The sequence below is a fragment of the Amycolatopsis pigmentata genome (assembly GCF_042684065.1).
GTDB classification, from domain to species: domain Bacteria; phylum Actinomycetota; class Actinomycetes; order Mycobacteriales; family Pseudonocardiaceae; genus Amycolatopsis_E; species Amycolatopsis_E pigmentata.
In genome coordinates this window covers 445,585-458,587 of record NZ_JBHUKR010000009.1, presented here as the reverse complement: position 1 = coordinate 458,587, position 13,003 = coordinate 445,585, and the positions used below count along the sequence as shown (strand labels likewise).

At 69.5% G+C, this 13,003-nt stretch carries 14 protein-coding genes; 8 read left to right on the top strand and 6 right to left on the bottom strand.

Features of this window, described 5'->3' with window-relative positions; all coding sequences use genetic code 11:
- The first annotated feature begins 1 nt into the window (after position 1).
- The gene (locus tag ACFSXZ_RS21610) at positions 2-499 is read left to right on the top strand and encodes a DUF3093 domain-containing protein (RefSeq protein WP_378266924.1); all 498 of its coding nucleotides are present in this window, start codon (positions 2-4) and stop codon (positions 497-499) included.
- A 69-nt stretch (positions 500-568) separates the two neighbouring features.
- Here the strand turns inward: ACFSXZ_RS21610 and ACFSXZ_RS21605 are convergent, their stop codons facing one another.
- Entirely contained in the window at positions 569-877 is a 309-nt protein-coding gene (locus tag ACFSXZ_RS21605) for a DUF4193 domain-containing protein (protein ID WP_027947044.1), read from the bottom strand.
- Between the two features lie 410 nt (positions 878-1,287).
- Here ACFSXZ_RS21605 and cei point away from each other — a divergent pair, with 410 nt between their 5' ends.
- On the top strand, positions 1,288-1,956 hold the full coding sequence (gene cei, locus ACFSXZ_RS21600) for an envelope integrity protein Cei (RefSeq protein ID WP_378266923.1): 669 nt from the start codon (positions 1,288-1,290) through the stop codon (positions 1,954-1,956).
- Between the two features lie 50 nt (positions 1,957-2,006).
- Here cei and ACFSXZ_RS21595 read toward each other — a convergent pair whose 3' ends face one another.
- Entirely contained in the window at positions 2,007-2,837 is an 831-nt protein-coding gene (locus ACFSXZ_RS21595) for an inositol monophosphatase family protein (RefSeq protein ID WP_378266922.1), read from the bottom strand.
- 81 nt (positions 2,838-2,918) lie between these two features.
- Between ACFSXZ_RS21595 and ppgK the strand changes: the two genes are divergently transcribed.
- Together ppgK and ACFSXZ_RS21585 are read left to right on the top strand one after the other, a co-directional pair.
- Entirely contained in the window at positions 2,919-3,680 is a 762-nt protein-coding gene (ppgK, locus tag ACFSXZ_RS21590) for a polyphosphate--glucose phosphotransferase (RefSeq protein WP_378266921.1), read from the top strand.
- Positions 3,681-3,830: 150 nt separating this feature from the next.
- Positions 3,831-5,249, top strand: coding sequence for an RNA polymerase sigma factor (locus ACFSXZ_RS21585; RefSeq protein WP_378266920.1), 1,419 nt, complete (start codon positions 3,831-3,833; stop codon positions 5,247-5,249).
- Between the two features lie 182 nt (positions 5,250-5,431).
- On the opposite strand, the gene ACFSXZ_RS21580 is transcribed toward ACFSXZ_RS21585, so the two are convergent.
- Positions 5,432-6,805, bottom strand: a complete 1,374-nt coding sequence (locus tag ACFSXZ_RS21580; protein ID WP_378266919.1) for a glutamine synthetase — start codon at positions 6,803-6,805, stop codon at positions 5,432-5,434.
- Positions 6,806-7,139: 334 nt separating this feature from the next.
- On the opposite strand from ACFSXZ_RS21580, the gene ACFSXZ_RS21575 reads away from it, so the two are divergent.
- The gene (locus ACFSXZ_RS21575; RefSeq protein WP_378266918.1) at positions 7,140-7,319 is read left to right on the top strand and encodes a DUF7455 domain-containing protein; all 180 of its coding nucleotides are present in this window, start codon (positions 7,140-7,142) and stop codon (positions 7,317-7,319) included.
- Between the two features lie 87 nt (positions 7,320-7,406).
- Here the strand turns inward: ACFSXZ_RS21575 and ACFSXZ_RS21570 are convergent, their stop codons facing one another.
- The gene (locus ACFSXZ_RS21570) at positions 7,407-9,161 is read right to left on the bottom strand and encodes a DEAD/DEAH box helicase (RefSeq protein ID WP_378266917.1); all 1,755 of its coding nucleotides are present in this window, start codon (positions 9,159-9,161) and stop codon (positions 7,407-7,409) included.
- Between the two features lie 195 nt (positions 9,162-9,356).
- On the opposite strand from ACFSXZ_RS21570, the gene ACFSXZ_RS21565 reads away from it, so the two are divergent.
- Positions 9,357-10,478 (top strand): YihY/virulence factor BrkB family protein, encoded by a 1,122-nt coding sequence (locus tag ACFSXZ_RS21565; RefSeq protein WP_378266916.1) that lies wholly within the window; start codon positions 9,357-9,359, stop codon positions 10,476-10,478.
- A gap of 58 nt (positions 10,479-10,536) precedes the next feature.
- Here ACFSXZ_RS21565 and ACFSXZ_RS21560 read toward each other — a convergent pair whose 3' ends face one another.
- On the bottom strand, positions 10,537-10,788 hold the full coding sequence (locus ACFSXZ_RS21560; RefSeq protein WP_378266915.1) for a DUF3039 domain-containing protein: 252 nt from the start codon (positions 10,786-10,788) through the stop codon (positions 10,537-10,539).
- Positions 10,789-10,842: 54 nt separating this feature from the next.
- Between ACFSXZ_RS21560 and ACFSXZ_RS21555 the strand changes: the two genes are divergently transcribed.
- Both ACFSXZ_RS21555 and ACFSXZ_RS21550 read left to right on the top strand, forming a co-directional pair.
- On the top strand, positions 10,843-11,742 hold the full coding sequence (locus ACFSXZ_RS21555; protein WP_378267004.1) for a pseudouridine-5'-phosphate glycosidase: 900 nt from the start codon (positions 10,843-10,845) through the stop codon (positions 11,740-11,742).
- Positions 11,739-12,617 (top strand): carbohydrate kinase family protein, encoded by an 879-nt coding sequence (locus ACFSXZ_RS21550; RefSeq protein ID WP_378266914.1) that lies wholly within the window; start codon positions 11,739-11,741, stop codon positions 12,615-12,617. The genes ACFSXZ_RS21555 and ACFSXZ_RS21550 overlap by 4 nt, the downstream gene beginning before the upstream one ends.
- Positions 12,618-12,624: 7 nt before the next feature.
- Here ACFSXZ_RS21550 and ACFSXZ_RS21545 read toward each other — a convergent pair whose 3' ends face one another.
- Complete coding sequence (locus ACFSXZ_RS21545) at positions 12,625-12,963, bottom strand: DUF3099 domain-containing protein (protein WP_378266913.1); 339 nt, start codon at positions 12,961-12,963, stop codon at positions 12,625-12,627.
- Positions 12,964-13,003 lie beyond the last annotated feature (40 nt).

The window sequence follows — 13,003 nt, the reverse complement described above, 5'->3', positions numbered from 1 at the left end:
CGTGGGTGAGAGTTCGAGCGCGCCTGGCACGAAGGTCGAGGGCGCCGGGAAACGGTATTCGGAACGCCTCTACGTGCCCTGGTACAACTGGCCGCTGCCGCTGATCGGCGCGGGGCTGATGGCCGCGACCATCCACCTCGGCTACCCGGGCCTGCGGGCGTGGCTGCCCTATGTGGTCCTGATCGCACTGATGATCGCGGTGCTGGTCCAGCTGAGCAGGTCGAAGGTCGAGGTCGCCGACGGCGAACTGCGGGTCGGGAAGGCGCACCTGCCGTTGCGCTACGTCGGCGAGGTCGAGGTGATCGGCAAGGACCGCAAGCGCAAGGCGCTCGGCCCCGAACTCGATCCGGCGGCGTTCATGCTCTACCGGGGATGGGTCGGGCCGGTGCTGCGCGTCCGCCTGACCGACCCCGAAGATCCGACCCCCTACTGGGTGTTCAGCACGCGCAGACCCGATCACCTGGCCGAGTTGCTCCGGTCGTCACACACGTCGTCGTAGCGACCGTGACGGCCCGTCCCGGCGGTACCGCACCCGGCAACATGTCCGCATGTTGCCGGGCCGGTCGTTTCACGCACAGTCGCGGCAGATCATCCGGCCGTTGCTCTCCTCGGCCAGCCGGCTGCGGTGATGCACCAGGAAACACACCGAGCAGGTGAACTCGTCGGCCTGTTTCGGCACCACCTTGACCGTCAGATCCTCGCCGGAAAGCCCCGACAGGTCCGCTCCCGGGAGTTCGAAGTTCTCCGCGGTCGCGTCCTCGTCGACGTCGACGACGCCGGACTGGTTTTCGTTACGCCTGGCCTTCAGTTCCTCCAACGAGTCTTCCGCCAGCTCGTCGGCCTCACTGCGGCGCGGAGCGTCGTAGTCGGTCGCCATTGTCCCTCACCCCTGCGATCAGCTTGGAGTCAATCATTCCAGGCCCGCGATGCGCTTCGCACGCCCGTCGTTGCCGCTGGACAACGTTCCAGCGCCCCTGTTTGTGCCCGGCGGCGTAGTGAGTCAGGTCTCTCTTGGCAATCGTTTCCCGGGACCTGATCTACGGCCGGAGCCCGCAGAGGGTAGCTCACCGGATACCCCGACTCGCAACGAGTCAGGCGAAGCCACCAAGACGTCACCCGAGAGGGTTAACGGTTGGCCCTGAAAGTCCAGGTCGATACAACTTCGTGACCCACCCGGCCAGGGTGTGGCGCGACACCTCGCGCCAAGCCCTACCCTTGATCAAGGACGGCCTTTCCGGCACTGACCCGGAGCCGGGACGCGGAAGATGACGCGGAAGGATGGGGCACGTGGCGTCGGAGATCCGTTTCGGCAACCGGAAGTCACGGGGCTACCGCAGGCGCAAGCCGCTGCCGGCGCTCATCGTGATCGGTCTGCTCGGCCTGATGGCCATGGTCATCTGGATCCGCGCCATCGTCACCAAGTCGGACATCGACGAAGTGATCCGCTGCACCCCCGCGGCCACTCCCCCGGCGGGAACGACCTTCACCCCGCTCGGCCACGCCGCCCTCGACGACGCCGCGCCCATCGCGCCGGACCAGGTGGCGGTGAAGGTGCTCAACGCCGGCCGGATCCGCGGCCAGGCGCTGATCACCACCGAGAGCCTGCGGCAGTTCGGGTTCAGCCAGGTCGGCCAGCCCGACAGCGATCCCGCCTACCCGGAGAACGACGCCAAATGCTGGGGCCAGATCCGGTTCGGCGAGAGTGGCACGTCGGCCGCCCGCACGCTCAGCCTGATGGTCCCGTGCGCCGAACTCGTCAAGGACAACCGCCCCGACGCCAGCGTCGACTTCGCGATCGGTAACCGCTTCGCCGACCTCACGCCCACGCAACAGGCACGCGAGGTCCTGCGGCAACTCACCGCGACGAGCCATCCCGGTGGCGACGACTCCTCCGCGGTGAACAGTCCGGTCATCGACCACGACCTGCTCGCCGCGGCACGCGACGTCACCTGCTGAGAGCTCCTGAGAGCCCTCGAAAGGCGCGCTGAGAGCCCCGCCCCCTGGGGTTATACGTCCTTCGCGCCGTGGGCGGCCAGGAGGTCGCGCAGCGGGGCCGCGATGGAGGGCGCGGCGGCGAACGTGGCGTCCGTCCCGAGACCGGGATCGTCGCCGGGCAGGCTGACCACCGCGCCCGCCTCGGCGGCGACCAGTGCCCCCGCGGCCCAGTCCCAGCGGTTCAGCCCGTGCTCGAAGTAGGCGTCGGTCCAGCCGGCGCCGACCGCGCACAGGTCGAGCGCTCCCGAGCCACCGCGCCGCACGTCACGAACCCGGCTGAGGAGGCCTTCGATCACCCGGGCCTGCCGGGCGCGACGTTCACTGAGGTAGGAGAAGCCCGTGCTCAGCAGCGTCACCTCGAGCCGTGCCGGCGCCGACACCCGCAGCGGGCGCCCGTCCAGCCAGGCCCCCTGCCCGCGCACCGCCGTCCAGACGCGGCCGCTTGCCGGCTCGACGACCGCGCCCGCCACCGACCGCCCGGCCACCTGCGCGGCGACGGACACGGCGAAAACCGGTGAGCCGTAAAGGAAGTTCACCGTTCCGTCGATCGGATCGACCACCCAGGTGACACCGTCACCTTCGCCCTCCCCGCCGGAACCCTCCGCACCGCCGCCCTCTTCGCCGAGCACCGCCTCACCCGGCCGCAGCTCGGCCAGCCGGCGGCGGATCAGATCCTCGGACGCGCGGTCCACCGCGGTGACCACGTCGGTGTCCGAGCTCTTGGTCTCGACGGGCATCCGCTGCCCTGCGACCATGGCTTCACGGGCGTTTCTGACCAGCTCAGCCGCCTCTTCCGCGACCTTGACCGCCACATCCCGCAACGCAGATTCGCCAGCCGTCACACAACCATGGGACCACAGCCGGATAAAGTCTCCCGAGCAGGTATCTGAATCGAGTCTGAACAAGCAGGAGGGACGACGCCAATGACGGCGACCCGAGGTTTCGGTATCGACATCGGCGGCAGCGGTATCAAGGGCGCCCTTGTCGACCTGGAAAAGGGCGCGCTCATTGGTGACCGCCTCCGCATCGACACCCCCAAGCCGTCCACCCCTTCGGCCGTCGCCGAGGTGGTGGGCGAGATCGTGCGTCACTTCGGCTGGGACGGCCCGATCGGCGTGACGCTGCCCGCGGTGGTCAAGAAGGGGGTCGCGCTCACCGCGGCCAACATCAGCCATCACTGGATCGGCACCGACGCCGACGCGCTGTTCGCCAAGCAGCTCGGCCGCACCACCGACGAGATCGCGGTGCTCAACGACGCGGACGCGGCGGGCATGGCGGAGATCCGCTTCGGCGACCCGGCCGCCCGTATCGGGGTGACCTGCCTGCTCACCTTCGGCACCGGCATCGGCAGCGCGCTGTTCCAGGACGGCAAGCTGGTGCCCAACACCGAACTGGGCCATGTGGAGGTCGACGGCCACGACGCCGAGAAGAAGGCCGCCGCGTCGGTGAAGGACAACGAGGGCATGTCGTACCCGGACTGGGCGAAGCGGGTGAACCGTTACCTGACCGTGCTGGAGAACCTGATCTGGCCCGATCTGTTCATCGTGGGCGGCGGGGTCAGCAAGAAGTCCGAAAAGTGGGTCCCTCTGCTGGACATCCGTACCCCGATCGCGGTCGCGTCGTTGCAGAACAATGCGGGCATCGTCGGTGCGGCCTCGGCCGCGGCCGAGGGTCTCCGGCATTAACCCGGGCGGGCGCCAGGGGAGATGATCGGACGCAACGCACAGGCGTATCGTCGTTACAATGGAACAAGGCCCCGGATCGCGGGAACGAACTCGCAGGCCGGGGATGTCCCCGAATCTGAGGCAGGCTGGGACCAGCCGTCCCGGCTCGCCGTGATCGACCGCTGCGAAAGGGCGTACGTGGCAGCCGCAAAAACCGCTACCCGAAGCGGCACGAAGACAACGAGCGCCGCCCAGGCTCCCTCGGCCGGCGAAGGCGCGGAACCCGACGACGCGGGCACCGACCAGGCCACCACGACCAGGAAGACGGCGGCGCGCAAGCCTGCCGCGGCCAAGACCGGCGCCAAGAAGGCGCCGGCGAAGACCGCGAAGCCCCGCAAGGGCGCCGCCAAGCCCGAGGACAAGAAGGGCGAGGAGGACGGTCCCGGCGAGGAGCTGGAGGATGTCGAACTCGACGTCGACCTGTCCGACCTGGAAGAGGTCGAGGTCGATGTCGTCGACGCCACGGTCAACGACGAGCCCGACGAGGACGAGGAGCCCGCTCGCGGCGAGCGGCCCAAGGGCGGCAAGTCCTCCAACGATCCCGACTTCGTGTGGGACGAGGAGGAGTCCGAGGCCCTGCGGCAGGCCCGCAAGGACGCCGAGCTCACCGCGTCGGCCGACTCGGTCCGTGCCTACCTGAAGCAGATCGGCAAGGTCGCGCTGCTCAACGCCGAGGAGGAGGTGGAGCTGGCCAAGCGGATCGAGGCCGGGCTCTACGCCGCCGAGCGCGTCCGGGTGGCCGAGGACGAGGGCGAGAAGCTGCCCACCCAGCTCCGCCGCGACCTGAAGTGGATCGTCCGTGACGGCGAGCGCGCCAAGAACCACCTCCTCGAGGCGAACCTGCGGCTCGTGGTGTCGCTGGCCAAGCGCTACACCGGCCGCGGCATGGCGTTCCTCGACCTCATCCAGGAGGGCAACCTCGGCCTGATCCGCGCGGTCGAGAAGTTCGACTACACCAAGGGCTACAAGTTCTCCACCTACGCGACGTGGTGGATCCGGCAGGCCATCACGCGCGCGATGGCCGACCAGGCCCGCACCATCCGCATCCCGGTGCACATGGTCGAGGTGATCAACAAGCTGGGCCGGATCCAGCGTGAGCTGCTCCAGGATCTCGGGCGCGAGCCCACCCCGGAGGAGCTGGCCAAGGAGATGGACATCTCCCCCGAGAAGGTCCTGGAGATCCAGCAGTACGCCCGTGAGCCGATCTCGCTGGACCAGACGATCGGTGACGAGGGCGACTCGCAGCTCGGCGACTTCATCGAGGACTCCGAGGCGGTCGTGGCGGTGGACGCGGTGTCGTTCACGCTGTTGCAGGACCAGCTCCAGTCGGTGCTGCAGACCCTGTCCGAGCGCGAGGCCGGGGTGGTGCGGCTCCGCTTCGGGCTCACCGACGGCCAGCCGCGGACCCTGGACGAGATCGGCCAGGTCTACGGGGTCACCCGCGAGCGCATCCGCCAGATCGAGTCCAAGACGATGTCCAAGTTGAGGCACCCGTCCCGCTCCCAGGTGCTGCGCGACTACCTCGACTGATTTTTCGCTTCACCGCCGGGCAGCCGGCTCCACGCCTCCGCGGGCGTCGAGCCGGCTGTCCGGCGTTTCGAGCCCTGCCGGACCACTGTCCACAGTAGCCTCCGCGTCCACAAGAGACAGTGCGAAACGACTTGGGGGCAACGTTTCCTCAACTGTCCATTGAGGAACCTTGGACGGAACGGTCAGTACCGCCAGAGGTGGGCCGCGACGATCTCGGCCGGGCTGTGTTCGGCCGCCCACTTCCGGTCCGAGGAGCGGACCGCGCGGAACGCGCCGAGCAGATCCTCGCCGAGCGTGCCGGACACCCGTGGCGAGGCCACCAGCGCCGCGTCCTGCTCAGCCGGGGTGGCAGGCAGCCGCACCACACCGGCCTCCTGCCGCCGTGGATCGCTCCACGTTCCGGGATCTTCGCCGATCGGATCGGGCAACGGCAGGGCGTCGGTCACGCCGGCCAGCCCGGCCGTCAGCACCGCGGCGAGGGCAAGATAGGGGTTCGCCGACGCGTCGGACGGTTTGAGTTCGACATTGGCGTGGTCCTCACCGAGCAACTCGGTGGCCGGTACGTAGCGCAGCGGAGCTTCGCGGTTTTCCACGCCCCAGAAACCGTAGGCACTCGCGAAGTAGCCGGGCCTCAGGCGCATCGTGGAGGGCACGCTCGGCGCGGTGACGGCGGTCAGGGCAGGCAGGTCCCGCAACAGGCCGGCCACGTATCCCGCGCCTTCGGCGCCGGGTACCGGCATCCCCGCCTCCTGCCGCTGCCCGGCGCCGAGCACGTTCGTTCCCTTGCGCCACAACGAAGTGTGCAGATGCCAGCCGTTGCCCACCGCCTCGGGGCTCACGATCGGCGCGAAGCTGACGCGCAGCCCGTGGGCGTGCGCGGCGGCGTGGATCGTCTGGCGGGCGAGCAACTGGTCGTCCGCGGCCGACATCGGGTCGGTGGCGGCGAGGGAAAGCTCCAACTGCGCGGGCCCGTACTCGGCATGCAGCTGGTTGAGGCCGAGCCCGTTCGCTTCGAAGTCGTGCAGCAGCGTGGCGATGAAGCCGTCGAGTCCGATCAGAGCGTGCGGGCTGTAGGCGGGACCGTGGTGGCCCGGTGTCGTCACCGCGTCCTCACTGCCGGCGGGTGCGACGGTGAACTCCAGTTCGTAACCGGCGCGCAGTTCGTAACCTCGCGCGGCGGCCTCCGCGACCGCCCGTTCGAGCACGGCTCGCTGGCAGTACGGCCAAGGCGAGCCGTCGGCGGTGATCTGGCGCCCCGGCGCCCACGCGAGCGCGGGCTGGCCGGCGAGCCGGCGCAGCCGTTCGATCACCGGTACGAGACGTACGTCACCGGACGGCGTCGCCAGCCCGGGGTGACCGTAGGTGATGGCGTCGTGCGAGTCGAAGACGGCGAACAGTGTGGTCACGCCCACACCACGGCCGGCGGCGTGGGCCAGTCCACCGACCGGGATGATCCGTGACCGGGGAATGCCGTTGTTGTCCGCCCAGGCGATCTGCACCCCGGTGACCCCGGCGGCGGCGAGGTCCTTGGCGGCGGCCGATGCTGCCTTCGTCATGGCTCGCAGTGTCCCACCGATTCAGCTGATAACGAACACGGCGCGGCCGGGGAGGGCCGCGGGAGGGCCAGGAGGGCTCCGCCACGCCGTTTTCCCACCGCCCCGGATGGGCGCTTGACCACCGGAAACACGGTCACGGAGAGAGTCACCGTTCTGCATGCCGGGATTAGATCTACGACATCCGGGGTAATTCGCGGTGACACGCCTCCTACTCGTGCGGGAACACTTGCGGCTCACACAGCGTCTGCAAGAGTGGAGGCCAGCGAGCACCTCGGTGGTCGCGGCCGGATCGATGGCATCGGGACACCGGTGCCGGGACGGAGGGAGACTCCACATGACCACCACGACGCTCACCCGCCCCGAACTGACCGCTGCCGACCGCTGCGACCGGTGCGGTGCCGCGGCGAAGGTTCGCGCGATTCTCCCCACGGGCGGCGAGCTGCTGTTCTGCGGCCACCACGCCCGCGAGCACGAGAACAAGCTCAAGGAGCTGGCGGCGGAGATCCAGCGCTGATCGATACCGGCTTGGAAGGGCGGGAACCCCGGCGGGTTTCCCGCCCTTCTCCTATCCCGGCTGTTCCGTCACGCGGTGTGGCTTTCGTCACCATGACCGCAGGGTGACGATCCGTTCTTCCAGCTGTTCCATGGTGGCCATCGCGGTGGGCGGGCCACCGCAGACACGGCGCAACTCGCTGTGGATCGCTCCGTGCGGCTTCTTCGTGCGGTGGTGGTAGACGCCCACCAGAGCGTTGAGTTCCTTGCGCAGCGCGGCGATCCGCTCCGACACCGCCTGTGGCTTGGGCGGCGCGGCGGCAGGCTCCTCCTTCTGCGGCTTGCGCCGTTTGGCATCGGAGAGCTGCTCCTCCTGGCGCTTGCGCAGCAACGCCCGGACCTGGTCGGGCTCCAGCAGCCCGGGCAGGCCCAGGTACTCCTGTTCCTCCTCCGAGCCGGAGAACACCGCGGTGCCGAACGAGTTGCCGTCGTAGATCACCTGATCCAGTTCGGCGGACGCACCGAGCGCGGTGAAGGCCTTCTCCTCCTCACCGGGTTCGTCCTCGGTCCGGTTCGCCGCCGCGAGCAGTTCGTCGTCCCAGCCGTCCTTTTCGCGGTGCGGCTTGCCGAGAACGTGGTCGCGTTCGGCCTCCAGTTCGCTCGCCAGCTCCAGCAGCACCGGCACGCTCGGCAGGAACACGCTGGCCGTCTCCCCCTTTTGCCGGGCCCGCACGAACCGGCCGATCGCCTGCGCGAAGAACAGCGGGGTCGACGCACTGGTCGCGTAGACACCGACGGCCAGTCTCGGCACGTCGACACCTTCGGACACCATCCGGACCGCCACCAGCCACCGGCCGTCCGATTCGGAGAACTCGCCGATCCGTTTGGTCGCCTTCGGGTCGTCGGAGAGCACGACGACGGGTGTCTCCCCGGTGATCGTCGCGAGCAGTTTGGCGTAGGCGCGGGCGGACTCCTGATCGGTGGCGATCACCAGACCGCCGGCGTCCGGGATCCCGCCGCCGCGCAACTGCTGGAGGCGGGTGTCCGCCGCGTGCAGCACCGCGGGAATCCACTCGCCGGCGGGATCCAGCGCGGTACGCCACGCACGCGCGGTCTGCTCCGCGGTCAGCGGCTCTCCCAGTCGCGCGGTGAACTCCTCGCCCGCGCTGGTCCGCCAGGACGCCTCGCCCGAGTAGGCCAGGAAGACCACGGGGCGCACGACGCCGTCGGCGAGGGCGTCGGCGTAGCCGTAGGAGTGATCCGGCTTGCTGCGCAACGCCCCGTCGCCGTCGGGCTCGTAGGTGATGAACGGGATCGGCGAGTCGTCACTGCGGAACGGCGTCCCGGTCAGCGACAGGCGCCGTACGGCGGGCGTGAACGCCTCACGGACCGCGTCACCCCAGGACTTCGCGTCACCGCCGTGGTGGATCTCGTCGAGGATGACCAGCGTCTTGCGGGTTTCGGTGCGGACGCGGTGCAGTGTGGGGTGCGCGGCGACCTGTGCGTAGGTCAGCGCCACGCCCTGGTAGTCCGAGGAGGTGGCGCCTTGCCCGTTGCGGTAGTTCGAGTCGATCGCGATGCCGGCCAGGGCGGCGGAGGCGGCCCACTGGTGCTTCAGGTGCTCGGTGGGAGTGACGATGGTGATCGACTCGACGGTGCGATCGGACAGCAGTTCGGCCGCCACACGCAGGCCGAACACGGTCTTGCCGGCGCCGGGGGTGGCGACCGCGAGGAAGTCTTCCGGCTTGGTGGTGAGGTACTTGGTCAGCGCGCGGCGCTGCCACGCTCGCAGCGGGCGGGCCGTCGCGTCGTGCCGCGGCTCCGGTGCGCCGAAGGTCCGATTACGCTGGGCCGTGTCCGACAAGGATGGTCCCCCTCCTCTCGCCGATCAGGAACGCGACATGCGAAGGCCCCCGGAAACGCGAAAACCGGCGTCGATGCCGGGCCGCGATGGGGGCGACCGGACGAGACTACCTGGCGTGGCCCACGCGGGTGGAGCCGAACACGCCGCGACGGCGCCCGGCCGGACCCGCGCGGATGCACCATGCTGGAAAATGCGATGAGCACCACGAACGAGAAGCGCGAGCCGGAGCGCCCCCGGAAGGGCGCCCTGCGGCTCGTTTCGCGGACGGTGGCGAAAGCCTGGGACGGCAGCATCTTCTCCGAGTCGGCGGAGGCGGCGTTCTGGCAGACGCTGTCCCTGCCGCCGCTGCTGCTGGGCCTCCTCGGCAGCCTCGGCTACATGGGCGACTGGTTCGGCGCGTCGTTCGTGGCCAATCTGCACGACAAGATCATCGCGGCCTGTGAGCGCGTGTTCACGCCCAACGTGGTGGGCCAGATCATCGAGCCGACGGTGAACGACATCCTCACCAAGGGCAAGGGTGAGGTCGTCTCCGTGGGCTTCGTGCTCTCCCTGTGGGCGGGATCCTCGGCGATGTCGTCCTTCGTGGACGCGATCACCGTGGCGCACGACCAGTACGGGGTGCGCAACGAGGTGTGGCAGCGGATCTTCGCGCTGCTGCTGTACCTGGCCGGGCTGGTGCTGCTGGTGGTCGGTCTGCCGGTGATCGCGATCGGGCCGGACGAACTCACCGACTTCTTCCCCGATTCCTGGAAACCCACCGTGTCCACCTGGGTGAGCGGGCTGTACTACCCGGTGCTGGCCGTCCTGCTCTTGCTCGCCCTGGCCACGCTCTACAAACTGGCACTGCCCCGACGGCTGCCCTGGCACCGGTTCCTCCCGGGGGCCAGCCTGGCGATGCTGATCTTCCTGTTGTCCAGTGTCGGCCTGCGGATCTACCTCACCTGGATCACCAGCACCGGCTACACCTACGGCGCGCTCGCGGCGCCGATCGCCTGGCTGCTGTTCACCTTCTTCATCGGCATGGCCGTGGTGGGGGGAGCGTATTTCAACAGCGCGATCCAGGAACTGTGGCCGGCGAAGATGACCCGGCGTCAGCGGCGGAAGTGGCGGCGTCTGGAGATGGACCGCGCCGCGGAAACCGGCTCCCCGGCAGGCCCGGCGCAGGAAAGGCCAGGGGAAGAGACACAGGAAGAGACGCGGGAAAAGCCACGGGAAGAGGCACAGGAAAAGACGCGGGAAGAAACCCCGGAAAAGCAGGAAAAGGGGAACGACAAAACGGCGGCGCGCGAAGCGCAGGCGGCCGAGAAGAAGGCGTGAAGCGCCACGGCTTCGTCATCGGCCGCCGGAGGGCCGTACTCCAGAACTCCGGGGAGTCCTACTCGCCGCTGGGGCCGGGCTTGAGGCCCTGGTAGATCTCCTTGCACGCCGGGCACACCGGGGAGCCGGGCTTGGGCGAGCGGGTCACCGGGAAGACCTCGCCGCAGAGCGCCACCACGTGGCTGCCCATGACCGCGCTTTCGGCGATCTTGTCCTTGCGCACGTAGTGGAAGACCTTGGGTTCGTCGCTGTCGGTGCTGTCCGTGCCTTCCGGACGAGTCTCGACATCGGGCAACGTCACTGTGCTCATGACCACCATGATACGGCGCGCCGGTCATCGGCCAGGATGGCTGGTGTGACTCCGATTTCCCTGAGCGTTTCCCTGAGCGACGAGGTGGCCGACGCGCTGGCCGACGGCAGGCCCGTCGTCGCGCTCGAAAGCACTCTGCTGTCACACGGCCTGCCCCCTGGCCGCAACCTCGACGTGGCGCGGCGGCTCGAACGCATCGTCCGTGACGGGGGTGCGGTACCCGCCACCATCGCGGTGCTCGACGGCAGGCCGCGCGCCGGGCTTTCGTCCGCCGAACTGGAGCGGGTCTGCGCGCCCGGCGCCGGGATGGCGAAGTTGTCACTGCGCGATCTCGGTCCGGCGGTCGGGCTCGGCCTCTCGGGCGCGACGACGGTGGCCTCGACCTCGGCACTGGCCCACGCGGCGGGGATCGGCGTGTTCGCCACCGGCGGCCTCGGCGGAGTGCACCTGGGCGCGCCCTGGGACGTCTCGGCGGATCTCGGCGTGCTGGCCAAGGTGCCGACGTTGGTGGTGTCGTCGGGGTTCAAGTCGGTGCTGGACATCGCGGCGAGCCTCGAGGTGCTGGAAACCGGTTCTGTTCCCGTGCTCGGTTATCGCACGGACGCCTTCCCCGGCTTCTACCTCCGGGACTCCGGGTTCGCCGCGCCGTGGCGGGTCGACGATCCGGCACAGGTGGCCGCCGTCGTCACCGCGCACCGCGGCTACTCCGGATCCGGGGTACTGCTGGCGAACCCGATTCCGGAAGAGTCCGAAATGGACAGAGAGCTGCACGACCGGCTGCTCGCCGAAGGACTGGAACTGCTGCGCGAACGGGACGTGCACGGCAAAGAGGTGACCCCCGTGCTGCTGGACCACTTCCACACCGCGAGCGGCGGGATAAGCCTCGACGCGAACGAAGCACTCGTCCTGGCCAACGCGCGCTTGGGAGCCGAGGTCGCGGTCGCGCTGTCATGAAGATCATCGTGGTCGGTGACGCGGGCTTGGACGTGCTCGTGCGCCACGAGGGCGAAATCGTTCAGGGCGACGACACCCCAGCCCAGGTACGGATCGCTGGTGGCGGTTCGGGGGCCAACACGGCGCTCTGGCTGGCCGCGTGCGGTGTGGAACCCGTCCTGGTGACGCGGGTGGGCGATGACACCGGTGGCCGCCTGGTGCGCGCCGACCTGGAAGCGGCGGGGGTGCGCTGCCTTTTCACCGTCGATGGTCGTGCCGCGACCTTTTCCCCCGTCGTGCTGGTGGACGGTGCCGGGGAGCGGACCATCTTGGGCGAACGGGGCGCCTGCGCGCGGCTCACACCCGGCGATGTCGAAGCCGCCTTCGAAGCCGCCGTCGCGGAGGGAGCGAGCCACCTGCACCTCTCCGGTTACGTGCTGCTCGACCCGCGCTCGCGCGACGCAGGCCTGGCCGCGCTCGCGGCCGCGCGCGAGGCGGGGCTGACCACATCGGTCGACCCGCAGTCGGAGGCGCTGCTCGCCGGATCCGGCACGTTCCTGGACGACGTGCGCGGCGCCGGGCTCCTTCTGCCGAACACCGGCGAACTCCGGGCCTTGACCGGGTCGCCCGAACCGGCCTCGGCCGTAGGGCTTCTGGACACGGTGGGCGCCGTGGCGGTCACCGCGGGGCGCGACGGAGCGAGTTGGGTCGACGCCGACGGAATCATCACCGTCCCCGCCGCACCAGCCGCCTGCCGGGATTCCACCGGCGCCGGGGACGCGTTCAACGCCGGGGTGCTCGCCGCCCTGGTTCGCGGAAAGTCCATAATGGACACATTGGCCGCGGGAATCGCTTCGGCCACCAAGGCGATCGGCCGGATCGGTGCCCAGCCCTGACCCGGCGTCAGCCGCCGTCGATCACCCGATGCGTACCGCTTTCGATGGCCGGGAGCCCCTCGGCGTCGCCGCGGTAGCGGTTGACCTCCTCCGACTTGCGCGGCGGACGGTCGTTGGCGACGAGGACGGCGACCCAGGGCAGGGGGATCGACAGCACCACGAACAGCAGCGCCAGCCACCACGTGTGGTAGAAGACGCCGGCCAGGATCAGGCACGGGAACCGCAGGCCCATCATGATCATGTACTTGCGCTTGCGGGCGGCGTGTTCGTCGTCGTAGGAGGGGGCGGCCTCGGTGATCAGCACCGGGGCTGAATCGCTCCCGGAGTTCCGGGCGGGCCTGCTCACAAGAACCACCTCCTTGTTCCATGCTGCCACTCCGGCCGTC

Bases quoted from the DNA above. Each gene is read 5' to 3' on its own strand.
- ACFSXZ_RS21560 (WP_378266915.1), bottom strand. From the start codon at position 10,788: ATGAGCACAGTGACGTTGCCCGATGTCGAGACTCGTCCGGAAGGCACG.
- ACFSXZ_RS21565 (WP_378266916.1), top strand. From the start codon at position 9,357: ATGAGCACCACGAACGAGAAGCGCGAGCCGGAGCGCCCCCGGAAGGGC.
- ACFSXZ_RS21580 (WP_378266919.1), bottom strand. From the start codon at position 6,805: ATGACGAAGGCAGCATCGGCCGCCGCCAAGGACCTCGCCGCCGCCGGG.
- ACFSXZ_RS21550 (WP_378266914.1), top strand. From the start codon at position 11,739: ATGAAGATCATCGTGGTCGGTGACGCGGGCTTGGACGTGCTCGTGCGC.
- ACFSXZ_RS21575 (WP_378266918.1), top strand. From the start codon at position 7,140: ATGACCACCACGACGCTCACCCGCCCCGAACTGACCGCTGCCGACCGC.
- ACFSXZ_RS21605 (WP_027947044.1), bottom strand. From the start codon at position 877: ATGGCGACCGACTACGACGCTCCGCGCCGCAGTGAGGCCGACGAGCTG.
- ppgK (WP_378266921.1), top strand. From the start codon at position 2,919: ATGACGGCGACCCGAGGTTTCGGTATCGACATCGGCGGCAGCGGTATC.